The sequence below is a fragment of the Methanolobus sediminis genome (assembly GCF_031312595.1).
GTDB lineage: Archaea > Halobacteriota > Methanosarcinia > Methanosarcinales > Methanosarcinaceae > Methanolobus > Methanolobus sediminis.
Map to the genome: position 1 here is coordinate 1,349,517 of NZ_CP133592.1, position 17,505 is coordinate 1,367,021.

The 17,505-nt window shown below is 42.7% G+C and carries 11 protein-coding genes and 1 pseudogene; 5 read left to right on the forward strand and 7 right to left on the reverse strand.

Going from position 1 to position 17,505, the window contains the following annotated elements; translation table 11 throughout:
• The first annotated feature begins 326 nt into the window (after positions 1–326).
• Both RE474_RS06525 and RE474_RS06530 read left to right on the forward strand, forming a co-directional pair.
• Positions 327–2,279 carry a hydantoinase/oxoprolinase N-terminal domain-containing protein gene (locus tag RE474_RS06525; RefSeq protein ID WP_309312216.1) on the forward strand — a complete coding sequence of 651 codons (1,953 nt, stop codon included), beginning with the start codon at positions 327–329 and terminating at the stop codon, positions 2,277–2,279.
• A complete protein-coding gene (locus tag RE474_RS06530) occupies positions 2,279–4,207 on the forward strand; it encodes a hydantoinase/oxoprolinase family protein (RefSeq protein WP_309312155.1) in 1,929 nt (642 codons plus the stop codon). The genes RE474_RS06525 and RE474_RS06530 overlap by 1 nt, the downstream gene beginning before the upstream one ends.
• 70 nt (positions 4,208–4,277) lie before the next feature.
• On the opposite strand, the gene cydB is transcribed toward RE474_RS06530, so the two are convergent.
• From cydB to RE474_RS06560, 6 genes and pseudogenes are all read right to left on the reverse strand, one after another.
• Positions 4,278–5,342 carry a cytochrome d ubiquinol oxidase subunit II gene (gene cydB / locus RE474_RS06535; protein WP_309312156.1) on the reverse strand — a complete coding sequence of 355 codons (1,065 nt, stop codon included), beginning with the start codon at positions 5,340–5,342 and terminating at the stop codon, positions 4,278–4,280.
• A complete protein-coding gene (locus RE474_RS06540) occupies positions 5,323–6,639 on the reverse strand; it encodes a cytochrome ubiquinol oxidase subunit I (protein WP_309312157.1) in 1,317 nt (438 codons plus the stop codon). Before RE474_RS06540 ends, cydB begins: the two co-directional genes overlap by 20 nt.
• A 613-nt stretch (positions 6,640–7,252) precedes the next feature.
• Positions 7,253–8,554 (reverse strand): M18 family aminopeptidase, encoded by a 1,302-nt coding sequence (locus RE474_RS06545; RefSeq protein ID WP_309312158.1) that lies wholly within the window; start codon positions 8,552–8,554, stop codon positions 7,253–7,255.
• A gap of 208 nt (positions 8,555–8,762) precedes the next feature.
• A complete protein-coding gene (gene mtbA, locus RE474_RS06550) occupies positions 8,763–9,782 on the reverse strand; it encodes a methylcobamide:CoM methyltransferase MtbA (protein ID WP_309312159.1) in 1,020 nt (339 codons plus the stop codon).
• An 88-nt stretch (positions 9,783–9,870) separates the two neighbouring features.
• Positions 9,871–11,247, reverse strand: a pseudogene (locus tag RE474_RS06555) (monomethylamine:corrinoid methyltransferase).
• 15 nt (positions 11,248–11,262) lie between these two features.
• Complete coding sequence (locus RE474_RS06560; protein ID WP_309312160.1) at positions 11,263–11,916, reverse strand: methyltransferase cognate corrinoid protein; 654 nt, start codon at positions 11,914–11,916, stop codon at positions 11,263–11,265.
• A gap of 266 nt (positions 11,917–12,182) precedes the next feature.
• Between RE474_RS06560 and RE474_RS06565 the strand changes: the two genes are divergently transcribed.
• The 3 genes from RE474_RS06565 (at position 12,183) to RE474_RS06575 (ending at position 15,551) form a co-directional block, all read left to right on the forward strand.
• The gene (locus tag RE474_RS06565; protein WP_309312161.1) at positions 12,183–14,210 is read left to right on the forward strand and encodes a histidine kinase dimerization/phosphoacceptor domain -containing protein; all 2,028 of its coding nucleotides are present in this window, start codon (positions 12,183–12,185) and stop codon (positions 14,208–14,210) included.
• Positions 14,211–14,303: 93 nt separating this feature from the next.
• Complete coding sequence (locus RE474_RS06570) at positions 14,304–14,711, forward strand: response regulator (protein WP_309312162.1); 408 nt, start codon at positions 14,304–14,306, stop codon at positions 14,709–14,711.
• A gap of 54 nt (positions 14,712–14,765) precedes the next feature.
• A complete protein-coding gene (locus tag RE474_RS06575; protein WP_309312163.1) occupies positions 14,766–15,551 on the forward strand; it encodes a helix-turn-helix transcriptional regulator in 786 nt (261 codons plus the stop codon).
• A 100-nt stretch (positions 15,552–15,651) separates the two neighbouring features.
• On the opposite strand, the gene RE474_RS06580 is transcribed toward RE474_RS06575, so the two are convergent.
• Positions 15,652–17,190 carry an APC family permease gene (locus RE474_RS06580; protein WP_309312164.1) on the reverse strand — a complete coding sequence of 513 codons (1,539 nt, stop codon included), beginning with the start codon at positions 17,188–17,190 and terminating at the stop codon, positions 15,652–15,654.
• Positions 17,191–17,505: the final 315 nt, after the last annotated feature.

The window sequence follows — 17,505 nt, forward strand, 5'->3', positions numbered from 1 at the left end:
AATGGAAAAAAACAGAATCAACAAAGCTATTATTAGGTTAAAGGCAAAAACATGTGTTCAATTAGTAACCATAAAATATAAGTACTAGATAGACCATACTGAGAAATAGAGATAAAACAACTTGCCTTGATTTAAATGGGTCTATATCATGGCTGAAATCTCAGAGGAAATTCTACTACCTCCTTCAATTGCTCCTCTGTTTTTCTCCACAAAAACAGAATGGAGCAAGAATTTCCTGCAAATTGATTTGTTTTTTGAGGTCAAAAAATGTCTTCATTTAAAAGAACTATTTACCCAACATTTGTTATTTCAGGCTAGGAGGTGCTCTGATGTACAGTCTTGGAATAGATGCCGGAGGCACCTATACTGACGCAGTGCTTATCAGAGACTCAGACGGAAAGATACTGAATTCCAATAAATCACTCACAACATACCCTGACATTTTAACAGGAATCAGAAACACCTTGGACGGACTGGATGAGCTGTATCTCAAAGATGTACATTACGTATCTGTTTCTACAACTCTTGCAACAAATAGCGTCCTGGAAAAAACAGGCTATCCGGTTGCACTCATTCTTGCAAATAACACAGACATCCCCAACAGGTCAAAAATAGAACATTTCACTCTTGTCAGTGGCGGACATAACAGTGCAGGAAATGAAGTATGCCCTCTTGACCTGGATTCTGTACGTGACTTTGTCCTTAAAGTAAGAGATAAAGTCTCAGCATTTGCAGTTTCATCATATTTCAGTGTACGCAATCCTGACCATGAACTGAGGATCAAGGAAGTTATTACCGAACTAACCGGACTTCCGGTGGTCTGCGGACACGAACTTTCACAGGATCTTGGTGCATACGAAAGAGGGGTCACTGCATACCTCAATGCCAGACTTATACCAATTTCCAGTCATTTCATGGAAGCCGTCAGTTCCGAAATGGAAAGGAGGAACATTGATGCAAAACTTATGATGCTAAAATGTGATGGCTCAGTTGTAGGCATCAGTGAAGCATTGAAAAGACCAATTGAGTCCGTATTCTCAGGACCTGCTGCAAGCCTTGTAGGAGCTGCTTTTCTTTCAAAGAATGAGAATTGCACGGTCATTGATGTTGGAGGAACCAGCACCGATGTATCCCTGATTCACCGTGGAGTTCCTGAACTAAGCGAAGCCGGTGCCATAGTTGGCGGCTGGCAGACAAAGGTCAAGGCTATTCGCATGGAAACATCCGCAATGGGTGGTGACAGCCATGTCTGGGTAAGGAACCATTTGACAAATATCGGACCTCGCAGGGTAATCCCACTCTGCCTGGCTGCTGTTGAATATCCTGAGATAACTGAAAAACTGAAACAGAACCAGGTAATCCTCCGCAACCAGATAGGCGAGAATCTTCAGCCTACAAAATTCTTTTTCAGATCAGGACTTGAGGCTTCTGATATAAGTCCTGATGAAGAAGAACTGCTTTCCAGAATTAAGGATAGACCACTAACAGTAAGCGAAATTTACTGGAACGAAAAGAGACTTCCAAGTCCCGGAACTCTTGACCTGTTGATACAAAAACGACTCATCAAAGCAATTGGTTTCACTCCCACCGATGCACTTCATGTACTGGGAGAATATACTCAGTGGAACAGGGAAGCTTCAGTTCTTGGAGCTGGCATTCTGGCTGCACTCTCAGGAACTGATGAAAATGAGTTTTGTCTTGGAATAAAAAAAGAAGTTGCAAAGAACATGGCATTGAACCTTATTTCATTCCTGCTTGAAAATGTCAGCAGGGAAGAAATAGAAAAAGTGCTGAATGGAAAGTTCTTTGCAGGATTCAAAGTTGATCTTCCTGTAGTTCTTCTTGGAGGACCTGTGAAAGCCTATGAAAAAGAACTTGCAGAATTTATAGATGCAGATATAATCCTGCCTGAATATTGTGATGTGGGAAATGCTGTCGGAGCAGTGGCAGGAAAAGGTTCCAGAAAACTGGAAGTTCTAATTAAGGCAAATTACACCGAATCGAAATACAATCTCAAAACATCTTCTTTTATTACTTTCTTCCCGGGGGGAAGGGAAGAATTCGCATCATATCATGAAGCCCTGGAATTCGGGGAAGAGATTGGCAGTAAGCTCATAATGAACTACATGAGTGATGCCGGACTGGACACCGCTGATGTTAGTATCGAGATGCATCGAAATGATATAGTTACACATGAAGGCGGACTTCCTGTGGAAACAAGACTCAGTTTTTCTGGCATTGGAGAAGCTGGAAAGAACAGAAAAACGGAGGTAGAATAATGCAATACAGTCTTGGAATAGATGCCGGTGGTACATACACCGATGCAGTCATTGTCAGGGATTCTGACAGGAAAGTTGTTGATTCCAATAAAGCACTGACAACATATCCTGACCTTTTAACAGGAATTGAGAATGCAATTGATGGACTGGACAGCAAATACCTGCCTGATGTCGGATTAGTCTCAGTTTCAACAACCCTTGCAACCAACACAATACTTGAAAAAACAGGTTATCCGGTTGCTCTTATTCTTATTGGAAAACATACCCTTCCTTCAAACATCCCCATAGAGAATTTCATTGTTGTAAAAGGTGGACACAACGTAGCAGGACTTGAAGATGATGTCCTTGATATTGAAGCTGTCAGGGAATATGCATTGAAAGTCAAAGACAGGGTTTCCGCTTTTGCAGTATCCTCATACTTCAGCATTCGCAACCCTGAACATGAGGTAAAAGTGAAAGATATGCTGTTGGAACTCACCGGACTTCCAATTGTCTGCGGACACGAACTATCACAGGACCTCGGGGCATACGAAAGAGGTGTTACAGCTTACCTGAACGCGCAATTGCTTCCAATTGCTGACCAGTTCATCCATGCAATACTGACTGATATCAAAAAACGTGGTATCGATGCAAAGCTTATGATGCTCAAATGTGACGGGTCAGTAATAGGCATCCATGAAGCTATGGAAAGACCTATCGAATCTATATTTTCAGGACCTGCTGCAAGTCTTATGGGCGCATCCTTTCTTTCAGGAAATGATACCTGTGCAGTTATCGACGTTGGAGGAACCAGCACCGATGTCTCACTGAACTACGATGGCCTTCCCGAACTTGTGGATACAGGAGCCGTTGTCGGTGGCTGGCATACGAAAGTCAAAGCCATTCGCATGGAAACATCTGCAATGGGCGGTGACAGTCATGTGTGGATAAAGAGCCGAAACGTCAATATCGGACCACGCAGGGTGATTCCACTCTGTCTTGCTGCCATAAAATATCCGGGATTTATGGAACTGTTGAAATCCGGCAGGACACCTTCAAGAATCCAGCTTGCTGAAAATGTTCAGCCTACTAAATTCTTTGTCAGAACAGGAAAAGAAGCCCCAAATCTTAGTTCATTCGAGAAGGAGCTCATGGAAATAATAAATTATGATCCTGTCTCACTGAACGACATATTCTGGAAGATCGGGAAGCCAATATCCCCGGATAGCGTTGATTCACTTATACAGAAAAGACTGGTTCAGGCAATCGGATTTACTCCAACTGATGCTCTCCATGTACTTGGAGAATACACGAAATGGGACCGTGAAGCCTCACTTACAGGAGCTAAGATCCTTTCAAGGCACATCTCAATGGATGAAACTGAACTTTGCAGGCATATAAAAAAGGAAGTTGCTATCAATATGGCACTGGACCTCATGAGCTTCATGTATAAGGGAGTTTCAAAATCTGAGATCGAGAAGATGATACGCGGGGATTTCCTCTCACAGTTCAAAGTGAATGTTCCGGTGGTGCTTCTCGGAGGACCTGTAAGTTGCTATGTTGAAGAACTTAACAGGCTTATTGTTGCCGATATTATCGTTCCTGAACATGCCGATGTCGGAAATGCTGTGGGAGCTCTTGTGGGTAAAGGTGTCAAGACTATAGAGATACTTGTGAAGTCATTTTACAAGAAGACAGAAAGAAGCATTCTGGTGTTTTCTCCAGTGGAAAGAAGGGATTTCCCGACTTATTCAGAAGCTCTTGAATACGCAACCGATCACGGGAAAAAGCTGATACTTGAATATATGCAGGAATCTGACCTGAAACCTGAAAATGTGAATATTGACATTAAAAGAGAAGATATCACAATGACTGATGGTGATGATGGTACCCCGATAGAAACAAAACTGATTTTCCTTGGTACCGGAATGCCTGAAAAAGAGAACTAAAAAGAAAGTCAAGTGTAACTCTAACATTAAATGAAAATTGAAATAAACAAAAAATAAAATGTTGAAACGGTTAGTAATCAACCGTTTCTGTTTCTCTTATCTTTTCCCTGAACAATGTGTAAGCCCAGAGCTGGTAAATGATGACCAGTGGTACGAACACAAGTGCTCCCAGCAGCATTACTGTAAGAGTAAGCTGGCTTGAAGCTCCCTGGTAGATGTCAATACCATATTCAAGTGCAATGGATGACTTGAGCATGTACGGATATATGCTTGCAAGGCCGGTTTCTACAATAAAGAGAATTACTCCAAGATTGCAGCAGAAGGCAAGGAATGTCTTTTCCTGCTTTGCAAATACAACTGCAAGGATGGCAGTTATAACTGCAAGTGCCGGAAATACATAGAATGCAGGTGTTGCAGAGTAGTTAACTGTGAAGTTTGCAATTCCTGCAAAGGAATATGCAAGATACACAAGTGCAAGCACCAGAACTACAATGCTGCTCTTCTTTGCTAACTCTCCTGCCTTTGTACCAATCGGACCTTCTGTCTTGACCTTTATCCAGAGAGCACCTGATGTTGCACTGATAAGCACGAAGAGGAGGCCTCCGATCAATGCATACGGACTGAAGAGTCCAAGAAGTGTTCCCTGGTAAACCAGGTTGTCAGCAATTGCAAGTCCCTTGAAGAAGTTTGCAAATGCAACTCCAAGTACAAGCGAGATCACAAGGCTTCCTGTGAACCATCCCCACATGAGAATATTCTGTATCTTCGGACTATCATCCTTGTGGAGATACTCAACTGAGATCCCCCTCATTATAAGTCCAATAAGCAAGAGCATCATTGGAAGGTAGAGGAATGTGAACATCTTTGAGAATACCAGTGGGAAAGCGGCAAATGTTCCACCTGCAGCCAGTATGAGCCATACCTCATTTCCGCCCCAGAAGGGACCGACTGATTTCTGGATCTGGATTCTCTGCTTCTTGTCTGATGCAATGAACGGTGTAATAAGACCTGCACCCAGGGAGAATGAATCTACGATAAAGTAGACTCCCCATATTACACACCAGAGGAAGAACCAGATGTTAGCAAGCAAATCCTGTGTCAGGAATTCCAGCATTTTAATCAACTCCTGCTGCATTGACAACTGTCTTCTTGATCAGGTAATACTCAAGGGCCCACAGGACCAGATAGAATCCGGTGATGAGCACGATACTCAGGAGGACTTCAGATGTCGGAACCGTTGAAATACCACTTTCTGTCTTAAGCAGTCCGTATACAATCCATGGCTGCCTTCCTATCTCTGCTACATTCCATCCGGCTATTATGGCAATAAACGGAAGTGGGATAGACCACTGCATCAACTTAAGGTACAGATCAGACTTGTACAGCTTTCCGGTCTTTTGCAGATATAGACCTGCAAGTGCTTCTGCTATGAACAGGAATCCGAGCATTGTCATGAGCTTGAAGTTCCAAAATACCATTCCAACCGGTGGGATCTCGTCTGCTGGCATCTGGTTCAGACCGGTAATTGTACCACTGAAACTTCCGGTATACAGGAAGCTTGCAAGGCCAGGGATTCCAAGCAGTTCTATGCTGTTAGAACCTGTACTGGCATCCGGAACCTGTATTAGATACATCGGAACTGATGAACCGGTTTCCCATATCGCATCCATTGCAGCACCCTTTGCTGGCTGAATTTCTGTAACATATTGTGCATAACCATGTCCGAGAACAGGAAGAAGAATTGCAGTTACAAGTGCAATTACTACTGCAATTTTGAATGATCTCTTGAATACTTCGCTGTCATTCCTCTTGAGGAACTGATAGGCACATATTCCGAGAATAACAAATGCCGTGAGCAGATAAGCTGAAAGTAGTGTGTGAACCAGCATGTACCAGACATAACTGTTTGTAAGTAGTGCAAAGAAATCTGTCATTATGACCTTACTTCCATCAGGAAGTAGCTCGTATCCTACAGGATTCTGCATGAACCCGTTTGCTGTGATGATCCAGAGTGAAGAGATGTTTGTTCCAAGAGCAACCATCCACATGGAAAATGCCTTGAGCTTCTGTCTGTTGCGGTCAAGGAATATCCATGCACCAAAGAAGGTTCCTTCAAGGAAGAAAGCCATTAGTGCTTCTACTGCCAGAGGTGATCCGAATACATCACCCATGAATTCTGAATATGGACCCCAATTCGTACCGAACTGGAACGTCATGGCAAGACCAGTAACAAGGCCTATTGCAAAATTAATTTTGAAAATCCTTCCCCAGAAATCAGCCATCTTTCGCCAGGTTTCGTCCCTGGTTTTGTAATAGGCTGTTTCCATGTAAGCCACCAGTAGTGCAAGTCCCAGTGTTAGTGGAACAAACAGGAAGTGGAATGCTACAGTTATAGCAAACTGCAGACGGCTTAAATATAACAATTCTAACATTCTTTATACCCCTATTTATTACTTTTACTTTGTTCGTTTTTGTCAATTCCGGGAACAACCAGAATTCGCATTCTATTGGCATAATAACTATATTGTATTGATGATGTTAAATATCAGATAATAATTATTATCATATAGGAACTATCATCAAGTAAGAACTAATACTACATTTGAATGGTTATAGTTTATAAGTCTTCTTATATCACATGATAAATTATGAAAAATACACAATTCAGGCAAGTAAAGAAGGATCGAATTGAAAATCAAATAAAACGGAAAGGAAAATGAATCTTTCATGAAAAATCTCCTATATCTATGTTTTGGAGTGAAATATTAAAGTAACAATAAAAACATGAGGATAAGACACTGACATATAAGAACGGAAGGAAAAGACTAGTAGATAAATATAAATACTATAACTCCTAATTAAAGATTAGATTCAACCAATCATTCTGGAAATCAGATCAGGTTGATCGAATGGACTCTAAATCCGTTCAGTCGGGTTAAATTCCCGAGGTTTCCGCCATATGTGTCTCATTGTGTGATCAAAGTCACATAATGACAAAATCTTTTTTCTTTTGTTTTACCCACCTGAGCTAGCAGCTTGTTTTTATCATTTTAGCTGGAAAAATGTCCTGAAAATCTCTATGGAATCAAGGAAATCCTGTTTACCCATAAGTTCCCTGGTTGAATGCATCGCAAGCATCGGAACACCCACATCTACAACATGAACTGGCAGATATTTACTGAGAATCGGACCAAGAGTTGTTCCTCCTCTCTGATCGGAGTGATTCACAAATTTCTGATACTTCACACCGGCTTTATCACACAATTGCTGGAAAGCTGCAATTGTCTCAACTTCCGAGGCATAAGAACGGCTTCCACTGATCTTAATTGTTATACCCTTGTTCATTACTGGCTTGTTGGTTATATCGGTCTTTTCGCCGTAATTAGGATGCAAGCCATGTGCACCATCAGCTGAAATAACAAAATAATCCTTTATCCGGCATTCAGATCGTTGTTCCATTCCTTCAATTGCAACACGTATCTTTTCCAGAATGGTGCTCAAAAGTACAGAATCTGCACCCTGTTTTGTCATGGAACCAACCTCTTCATTGTCCATGAATGCTGCTATATTTATTCCGCCATTGTTTTCTGAGGTTACAAGAGCTTCCAGTGCAGCATAGACCATGGACAGGTCATCAATTCTTGGACAGGATATGAATTCTCCTTTTGCTCCGACAAGCATTCCTTCCTCACAACAATAAACGTTCAGGTCCATGTCAAGAATATCTTCACTATTGACTCTTGCTTCCTTTGCAACAAGGTCAAGCAGATAATTATCTTTTACTTCATCTTCGATCAACCGGGTCAAAAGCGGCTGCATTTCCTTTTGTACCTTGATCTCGGTACCTTGATTAGCTCCCGGATTCATATGAATGGCAAGGTTTGGCAGAGTAAGTATTGGTCTCTGAAAATCAAGATGAATTACTTTTGGTTTGAGAACTTCATCTGACTTTACAGCAATCCTGCCGGCAATTGATAAAGGACGGTCAAACCATGTATTAAAAATTGGCCCGCCATAGCGTTCCACATTAAGTGTCAGCATTCCTTCGCTATTCACTTCCGGATTCGGTTTTATTCTGAACGCTGGGTTATCTGTGTGAGCAGCAACGATCCTCATACCTTTTGTTAGAGACTCACTGTTTCCAGTATTAAAAGCAATAATCATAGAAGGATAAGGTGACAGCCAGTATTTTCCTGATGCTGAAAGAGTCCATTGCTCATTCATATCCAGTTTTGAAAAGCCTTCAGCTTCCAGACGTTCTATTATAGTATCCACCGTCTGGACAGGTGTTGTTGCTTTTTTCATAAAGCCGAAAAAATCACTGATATAATCCCTTGAATTTTCCATAATTATCACTTATGACAGAATCTTTTCTTTCATCTTGTCACTATTAGTAGATAATATATTAGTAAAAACCGGATAATTAGATTCATACATAGATAATCAGTATGCTATTATCAGACTTGTAAAAAAGGAAAAGGTTCTCCGGGAGAAGGAGGGATAATTCAACAGAAGGATTCGGCCCGGAGATACAACGTTAAAATGCTTTGGTTTTTCAATATTTGTGACTCTTTGCCACCTCTATCATTGCCTGGAGATTGACTGTTGGAGTCTTGCTTACAGTACCGCATCCCGGTGCAAGCAGACCAATTCCTGCATCAATGACCTTCTGTGACTGTTCCCTGATAGTTTCAGGTGTCTGGTTCCAGAGCATGTTAACAGGATCAAGGTTTCCGACAATTACAGCTTTTTCTACATTTGCAACCGCTGCAGCTGCATCAACATTCTGGTCAACACTAATAGCGTCTACGCCACTGGATTCCATGAGTGCAAGACCCTGGGTAGTGTCACCACATATGTGCAGTACTACAGGTACATTGACTTCGTGCATTGCATCAATGATCTTCTTGTGGAAAGGAACTACGAACTTTTCGTAGAATTCAGCACCTATGAGCTGGTAGCTGGCTGTTGGGTCGATGATGACCATTGTGTCAGCACCGTTCTCAACCATTTTCTGAGCGTAAGCAACACAGAAATCGGTTGTGAATTCCATGAGTGCGAGTCCGAAAGCTTCGTCTGTGAAGATTGCCATGAACCATTCGTCACCGTTGATGTGCTGTGCGAGTGAGAAAGGACCGATCATGCTTCCCATGATTGGAAGTTCATCAGCATATTTGTCTGCAAGTATTTTGATAGCGTCACAGACAACACCGATTCTTCCATGGTCAAGATCATAGCCTTTGAGTTTCTCGATGTCTTCTACTGTTTTTACTACATGGCCAACTACGGATGGCTGCTGCTCCATTGTTCCATCCTTGATCTCACAGCCGAAGAATTCGGCTTCCGCAGTTATGTCAAAAGGCACACGGACCGCCTCAAAACCTACTACGGTGTGACCTGCTTCGGCAAGTGTTGCCATCTTTTCTGCATCGCTGTTAGCCTCTGGCCAGAAAGCACCACAGGCTTCCATCTGCTCAACTGTGCCTGTCTGGGTAACACAAACAGCAGGCATCCTGTCAACAGACTGACCGGTGAGTGCACGGGATAATCTCTCTTTTGGGGTATATTCGGACATGATTTAGCTCCTGAAGAAGAGATGGCTGGCAAACGGTTACCAGCCATCAAAGGGGTTGGAGGGCGTTTTTCTGTCTTATCGATTCATCTTAAAATGAAAGTCCGAACTCTTCGAGCTTCCTGCGTGCATCATCGTAGACCTTCATGTACTCGTCAGTTGGTGTGACGGTAGCAATATCGTAACATTCCTGGAAGGTCTTACCCTGTGGTGCATTTGCATAGTTGCCCTCGTAGGAGCTTACAAGGAGGTCGAGGACCTTGTTTACATCCTCAATAGCCATTCCTGCTGTTGCTCTTGCAACTTCTCCCATCATCCTTGCTTCCATACCGGTTGTCTTGTCCTGGACGACACCCTTTGCAGATGCTACACCGGAGAGGATCTCACGGCCGGATGCTGTATCAGTGATAGACTGAGCGGATGCTTCAAGCAGACACATCTCGGTACATGGACCTGCACATGGGTAGTACTGGTTACCGGAAAGCATGTCTGTGAATTCTGAGATTGTAGCACATGCCCATCCGGCGATCATGAGGGTCTCACGGGTGTTGGTTGATCCCCAGCGGATGTGGACCGGACCGTCAAGGTGCCAGCTTGCATTGCTCATTACAAAAGCGTTGATGTGGGTTGCGATGTTGACTATTGTGGTTTCCTCTACGCCGCCGGCGTAGCCACCAAAGATAGGCATCTGTTCATCCATGATGATGTCACTGTTACCCTGATAGTGTGCCATTACACTGATAGCATCAAGGTCGATCTTAAGCTCGTTGAGCTGAGATACTTCGTGACTGTCACTGCAAACCATGCCACCGGCACAGTCAGCAGAGATATTTCCCTGAGCGGACAGGGAAGTCTCTGGTCCCTATATGCCCATGCCTGGCCTTCCGGCCATTGCTGCTGCTGTCTTGATGAGCCTGGTTTCGGTCTTTGCTGCAAGGACCTCGTAAGGACTCTTTGGGATAGGTGGCTTGCCACGGACTGTCATCATGACACCGTTAACAATTGTGTCTACTTCTTTCTCAAGAGCGTAGCTCATGTGGACTGGCATGAATACGTCTTCGGAGATAGGGGAACCTGTTGGACCACCCTGAACTATTGGCTTTCTCTTGTCACCAACACTTCTCTTGTGTACCCTTACAGCTTCTCTGCCGGTACCGAGTGTGAATTCCTTCTGGACGTTGTTGATAGCGTCCCAGATCTCGTCCTCTGTGTATTTTACAACACGGCTTGTGTCTGTACAGAAGATACCACAGTCAAGGAGCATCTCAAAACCTGCCTTGAAGAGGTTCTCCATCATGTCCTTGTCAGTTGGTACGAACTCGCCCTTGAAGTCAAGGTTGTATTTCTGCTTGAGTTCCATTGCCTTCATTGGGATTGTCATAAGGTCCCAGTCATCCTGGGTTGTCTTCTCTCCCTTCTTTGCTCTCTCATAGAACTCAAAACAATCAAGTGATCTTGCGAATGTCATATTATTTCACCTCAATTACTGCATAAGCTTAAGTGCTACACGAGCAGCGTCTGCTGCATTCTCTGCGGTTGCGTCTGCTCCGATCTCTGCGATCCATGCGTCAGATACTGGTGCTCCACCGAACATGATCTTAACTGAATCTCTAAGACCTTCTTCTACGAGCATGGATACTGTGTCCTTCTGACCGAGCATTGAGGTTGTCATGAGTGCTGAACCGACAAGCAGGAGTTTCTTGCCCTTGTTCTTTGCAACTTCTTCTGCAACCTTTTCGTTTGGTACGTCTACGCCCATGTCAACGATCTTGAAACCGTTTGCTTCAAGCATGGTTGTTACGAGGCGGTGACCGATATCGTGAATGTCTCCTTCCTGAACGTAGGTGATTGCAAGACCTACACCGTCAGTGTTTCCCTTCTCCTCTTCAAGAACTGGTAAGAGAATTTCCATTGCTGCATTCATTGCCTTTGCAGACATCATGATCTGTGGGAGGTAGATCTCTGCTGCTTCGAATTTGTCTCCGACGATCTTCATTCCTGGTGAAAGACCATCGTTTATGATTGTAACTGCAGTAAGTCCTGCATCAAGTGCTGCCTTTGTAGCTTCGGCACAACCGTTGATGTTCTGAGTCACGATTGTGTCTCTGAGTGTGTCTAACATTTCCTGATTTGACATGTTTAGCCTCCGTTTTGTCCCAGTCATACGTTTTTCAAGGTTTGAGCCTTGAAGGGACAATTCTCAATAGTCAAAGACATTATATATCATAAACTCAGCAAAATGCATCCGCTTTGACTGAATATGTGTTTACAAAGAAAATATTGCGCTATCGTTTGATGATTACAACGCCGTTGTAATGATACTATGTTAATGCAACGTTTGCATGCGAGTATTTAAAGTTCAAAGAATTGCAAGTAAGACTCGTTCATATGATATGGAAAAATATGTCCCTTAAATTCAAACTTATATTGTACATTGTGGTCGGAACCATGATAGTGCTGGCAGCCAGCACCGCCATGACAATTTCCACAGTAACAAGCCAGGAAGAGAAACTTGCCTATGAGCAGGCTGTCCAGATAGCAGGAAAATACGCCAACGACTTCAATGGTGACATGGAAGAGTACCAGGCAATAGCAGAAACAATTGCAGCCTCTGTCGGAAGCTTTGACTCATTAAGCAGGGATGAAGCAAATGCAATGCTCAAGGAAACTCTGATGACTCATCCCCAGCTTGTCGGAGTTTATGTAGGTTATGAACCAAATGCGTTTGATGGGCAGGACAGTCTTTATGTTAATACAACCGGCCATGATGAAACCGGGCGCTTCATTCCATACTGGAACACAATGGAAGGAACTGTCAAGCTCTACCCACTTATCAATTATGAAGACCTGAGTTACTATCAGGGACCAAAGAAAACGAAGAAAAACGTAATTACTGAGCCTTATTTTTATGAGAAGCTCTTTATTGTCAGTTATGTTTCCCCCATATTGAAGAACGATGAGTTTGTCGGAATTGCAGGTGTGGACGTATCCCTCAATTACCTTGACGAAGAGATCAGTAGCGTAAAGGCATTTGATACCGGATATGCTTTTGTGGTCGATAAGGAAGGAGTACTTGTCACATATCCTTACAACAAGGACTGGATAGGTAAAAAGACACTTTATGACCTTGGAATAGATGATTACTCACTGATAGCTGATGACATCTACAACGGAAGAAGTGGCCACCTGGAAACAGTGGACTCCAATACCGGAGAAGATGTCGTGATGTTCTACGAACCTGTCCAGGCAGGTGGTTTCTCATTCATACTTGTGGTTCCAAGGGATGAGATATTCGCAGGTGTGCAGAACCTCACCCACAAACTGATGCTCATATCGCTGGTAGCTATTGTTTTCATGGGAGTTTTCTCTTACCTGATAGCACTCTCATTTACAAATACCATTGAAGAGATCGTCTACGATTTCAAGAAGATATCAAAGGACGCTGTAATGGGCAGACTTTATTCCAGAGCAAAGACGGATGTTGAAGAGGACTTCAAGGAGATACCCATAGGTCTGAATGAAATCCTTGATGCAGTTATCAACCCAATACATGACACGATCTCCCTCACAAAAGCACTTTCAGAGGGTAAACTTTCCGAACGTTCAAAACTGGAAGCTAAGGGTGAGTTCGAGCAGCTATCCAATACACTGGACAACTTTGCAGAATCCCTGGATACAATGATAAAGGATTCCAACAGGGTACTTACAGCCTTTCAGCACAATGATTTCTCACAGAAAATAGAGGTTCACGGTGAAGGTGACTTTGGCATACTGACAGAAGGAATCGAGGAAACCAGGATAACTCTTGCCCAGATAATGGAAGAGCGCAAGAAACTGGAAGAGGTGCGTAAAAAAGAGATTCACCACCGTATCAAGAACAACCTCCAGGTAATCTCAAGTCTTCTTGACCTTGAATCTGAGAAGTTCAACGATGATAGTGTAATTGAAGCTTTCAGGGAAAGCCAGAATCGTGTCATTTCAATGGCTCTTGTCCATGAAGAACTATACAAGTCACAGGATATGGAAAGTATCGACTTCTCGGACTACCTGATGAAACTTGTGAACGAGCTTTCATACTCATATATGATAGAAAAAGAGAACATCAAGGTCAAACTGGATCTTGATATTGTTTTCATCGATATGGAAACTGCAATTCCGCTGGGAATGATAGTGAACGAGCTTGTTTCCAATTCACTGAAACACGCGTTTGTTCCGGGAGAAGAGGGAGAGATTGTAGTTGATCTTGACCTCACAGATGGTAAACTCACACTGACTGTTGGTGATAACGGCACAGGATTCCCTGAAGATATAGACTTCACACAGACAGATTCCCTTGGATTGCAGCTTGTAACGACCCTGACAAAACAGATAAACGGTACCATAGAACTTGACAGAAGTGAGGGTACCAGATTCAGGATCAAACTGAAATAATTATGAATTAAGCAACTAGCTCAGAAACAGATTACAAATTAACTGAATAATTAAAAACAAATGAGATAAAAAGCATCATAAAAAGGTGATAGGATGGAAGATGCAAAGGATGTAAAGATTTTAGTAGTGGAAGATGAGAGCATTATTGCCCTGAATATTAAGAAGAAACTGAAGAGTTTCGGATATACGGTACCGGCTATGGCAACCACAGGAGAGGAAGCTATAAAGATGGCAGAGATAACTTTCCCTGACCTGATACTCATGGATGTCAGGCTCAAAGGTGATATGGATGGAATACAGACTGCTGAGGAGATACGCAAGAAATTTGATATTCCTATCATATTCCTGACAGCATATTCTGATGATAAGGTGCTGGAAAGGGCAAAGAAAACAGAACCATACGGCTATATCGTCAAGCCGTTCAAGGCAAATGATCTGAAAAGCAATATCGAGATAGCCCTTTACAGGTTTGGGATGGGCCGGAAGGAAAACGTGGAATAGTTTAACTGGAATGACAGCTAAATTACCAATTCAAGAAACGGACGGTAGGTTCTAATGAAAAGTTCCCTTGTCGATGTTATCCTCAATTCTGAAAAACGCAAGAACGTTCTTTTGCTCCTCATTGAAGGACAGAAGAGCCGTGAGGAGATCAAAACAAGTCTGAATGTGACTTCCACTGCACTTATTCCGCAGATCAAGATACTCAAAGAACACGGGCTTGTTATACAGAACGGAGACTACTATATATTGACAAATATGGGAGAAGTTCTTGTAGAGAACATGCTGCCACTTCTGAATGTTGTAGAGGTCTTTGAGGAAAACAGTGATTACTGGCAGAACCGCAATCTTAACGGAATACCCAAGCCACTGCTGAAGAGATTCGGCGAACTTGGTAACTGCTTAATTATAGAACCTGACCTGAATTACCTGTTCGAATTCCCAAAAGAGTTCACTGAGAACATAGCAAAATCAGAATATATCATGGCTTTCAATGCCTACTTCCATCCAGAATATCCTGCTATGTACTCTAAACTTGCTGAGAAGGGAATCGATATCTCACTTATTTTCACAGATTCTGTCTATGAGAGAATGCAACAGGATTTTGCAGAGGAGATATCAAAGTTCAATAGTTTTGAAACCACAGAACTGAGGGTTTCCAACGAAAAGTCCGGACTTGCAACCTTAGTAAGTACAGACCGTTTCCTGTTCCTTTGTTTCTTCAACGAACAGGGACAATACGACCACACCATACTCATGAGCTTTGACAGCAATGCACTTGAGTGGAGTAGGGAACTATTCGATTACTACAAAGATAAGTCAAAAGTAGTTGATAAAAACTGATTCTATTCTAGAATTCTGTCTTTTGATGACTTATAGCTGTTTAAAAAAGAAAAAGTGCCTGATAACTGAATATCAGGATTCAGTGTTACTCTTTTTATTTTTAGTCTTCTACAGGAACAGGTTCTGGTTCAAATATTCCATGCTCCCTGTGTACTGCACTAACAGCAGGCATTCTGTTCCTTCTCTCACGCTGGGAGTATATCCAGAGTGGGATAAAGAGACAGAGCATGGAGAATCCTACACCAGTTGTTGCCCATCCAAGTTCAAGACTGTTAAGGTAGATGATACCTATCAGGAAGAATGGTGTGTTCAGTATAGTAGTTGCCAGAGCAACACCCTTCCATCCTCTTGGAGCCTTGAAAGGTCTGTCCAGCTTTGAAAGTTCAGGGTCGTTCCTGACCTTTACATAGGTGTAAAGACTGATACCATTGGCACAGATGTAACCGATGGCAGAGGCTGCAAGGATAGCTGTTGGCGTTCCAAGAAGAATGAGACACATGTTGAAAGCTGCATCAGCTATCATTGCGTTCATTGGATGGCCGTGCTTGTTCAACTTACTCAAAAATACTGGCAGGTTGCCTTCAACTGACATTGAATATATGGAACGTGCAGATGAAAGGAAAGCTGTCTGGATAATGAGAAGCATTGCACCTATCAGCATTATAATTGAAATGGAAGCACCAATAGGACCAAGTGCCATGTTTGCCAGTGGAAGCATTGGTGAGATAGGTTCTGCAAGAACCCCGTCAACTCCAAGAGCACCGATTACGGATGTCTGTACGAGTACATAAAGAACAAGGCATATTGCTCCACAAACAAGAAGTGCCTTTGGAATATCGGAATTTGGCTTCTTGTATTCAGGGCCATAGATAGCAGCGGTTTCCCATGCAGCAGCACTCCATTCAGCCATTGCAAGAAGTCCGAGAAGGATCAGGATGTGTTCCCAGTCCCAGCTCCAGTCTGTTGGGAACCATGAACTTGTGATGTTTGACATCTGGAAATCGCCTGTGAAGAATGGTGCAATAGTGATTACCAGAAGAGGCACCAGGGAAATAGCAGCTAAGATCATTCCAGCGGCTGCTCCGTTCTTGAGTCCCTTTGAATTAATGATCGCAAGGGTACCGAAAATGAAACCTCCTACTACAAGTGCCATAAGTGTTGAGTTTATTCCTGCAATTGCAGGGACCATTCCCTGAAGATAATCTGAGATCAGAATTGCATAGATAGCAAGGACAGGACTCCAGCCGAACCAGTAGCTCCAGGCACTGAAACCGCCTATGAACTTACCTAATTTGAACTTTCCTTTGTTGTTCTTGTCCTTATCTGAACCAAAGACAGTTTGGGTATAACCTGGAAGACCCGAAGCTTTTGGGAAGACAGTTGCAAGTTCTCCGAACGCGAAATTCTGCAAAAATCCAAGAAGAACCGTTGCTCCCCAGATAACTATTGCAAAAGACCACACGTAACTTGTAAGATATCCGATGGAAGGAAGGATAAGCAAAGGAACACCAAGTGCTATTGCAAGACCCTGTTTCCAGTCAATTGACCTCTCAAGTTCCTGTGGGTCACATATATTCTTAGCACACTGGGCACCGTGTTCCCAGTCTATTCCCGGGGATGAATCTGTTTTGTTGCTCATGCACACACCCCGGGATACTCCGCACCTGTGTTGCATAAGAAGGGCATACCCATCGGGTTGCCGTTTTCAAACTATATTCCATTTACAAGACAATTCTCAAGGACATCATAGTCCATGAATTCCTTCATAGTTGTTTCTTTGCTCATAATTCTACCTCAGAATCTATGATTGTATAATCAATTAGCATTCAATAACGCTAGATATATAAGTCGATGTCCAGTACACTACTTATATTTTGCGGATATATGCTTCCTTTCATTAATATTTAAGGATTACGAAAGAATAACTATATACTCCTTTCTATAGAAGTAAAAT

Excerpts from the sequence above, each read along its gene's own strand:
- RE474_RS06530 (WP_309312155.1), top strand. The coding sequence starts at position 2,279 with ATGCAATACAGTCTTGGAATAGATGCCGGTGGTACATACACCGATGCA.
- RE474_RS06545 (WP_309312158.1), bottom strand. The coding sequence starts at position 8,554 with ATGGAAAATTCAAGGGATTATATCAGTGATTTTTTCGGCTTTATGAAA.
- RE474_RS06540 (WP_309312157.1), bottom strand. The coding sequence starts at position 6,639 with ATGTTAGAATTGTTATATTTAAGCCGTCTGCAGTTTGCTATAACTGTA.
- mtbA (WP_309312159.1), bottom strand. The coding sequence starts at position 9,782 with ATGTCCGAATATACCCCAAAAGAGAGATTATCCCGTGCACTCACCGGT.
- RE474_RS06565 (WP_309312161.1), top strand. The coding sequence starts at position 12,183 with ATGTCCCTTAAATTCAAACTTATATTGTACATTGTGGTCGGAACCATG.
- RE474_RS06560 (WP_309312160.1), bottom strand. The coding sequence starts at position 11,916 with ATGTCAAATCAGGAAATGTTAGACACACTCAGAGACACAATCGTGACT.
- RE474_RS06580 (WP_309312164.1), bottom strand. The coding sequence starts at position 17,190 with ATGAGCAACAAAACAGATTCATCCCCGGGAATAGACTGGGAACACGGT.
- cydB (WP_309312156.1), bottom strand. The coding sequence starts at position 5,342 with ATGCAGCAGGAGTTGATTAAAATGCTGGAATTCCTGACACAGGATTTG.
- RE474_RS06575 (WP_309312163.1), top strand. The coding sequence starts at position 14,766 with ATGAAAAGTTCCCTTGTCGATGTTATCCTCAATTCTGAAAAACGCAAG.
- RE474_RS06570 (WP_309312162.1), top strand. The coding sequence starts at position 14,304 with ATGGAAGATGCAAAGGATGTAAAGATTTTAGTAGTGGAAGATGAGAGC.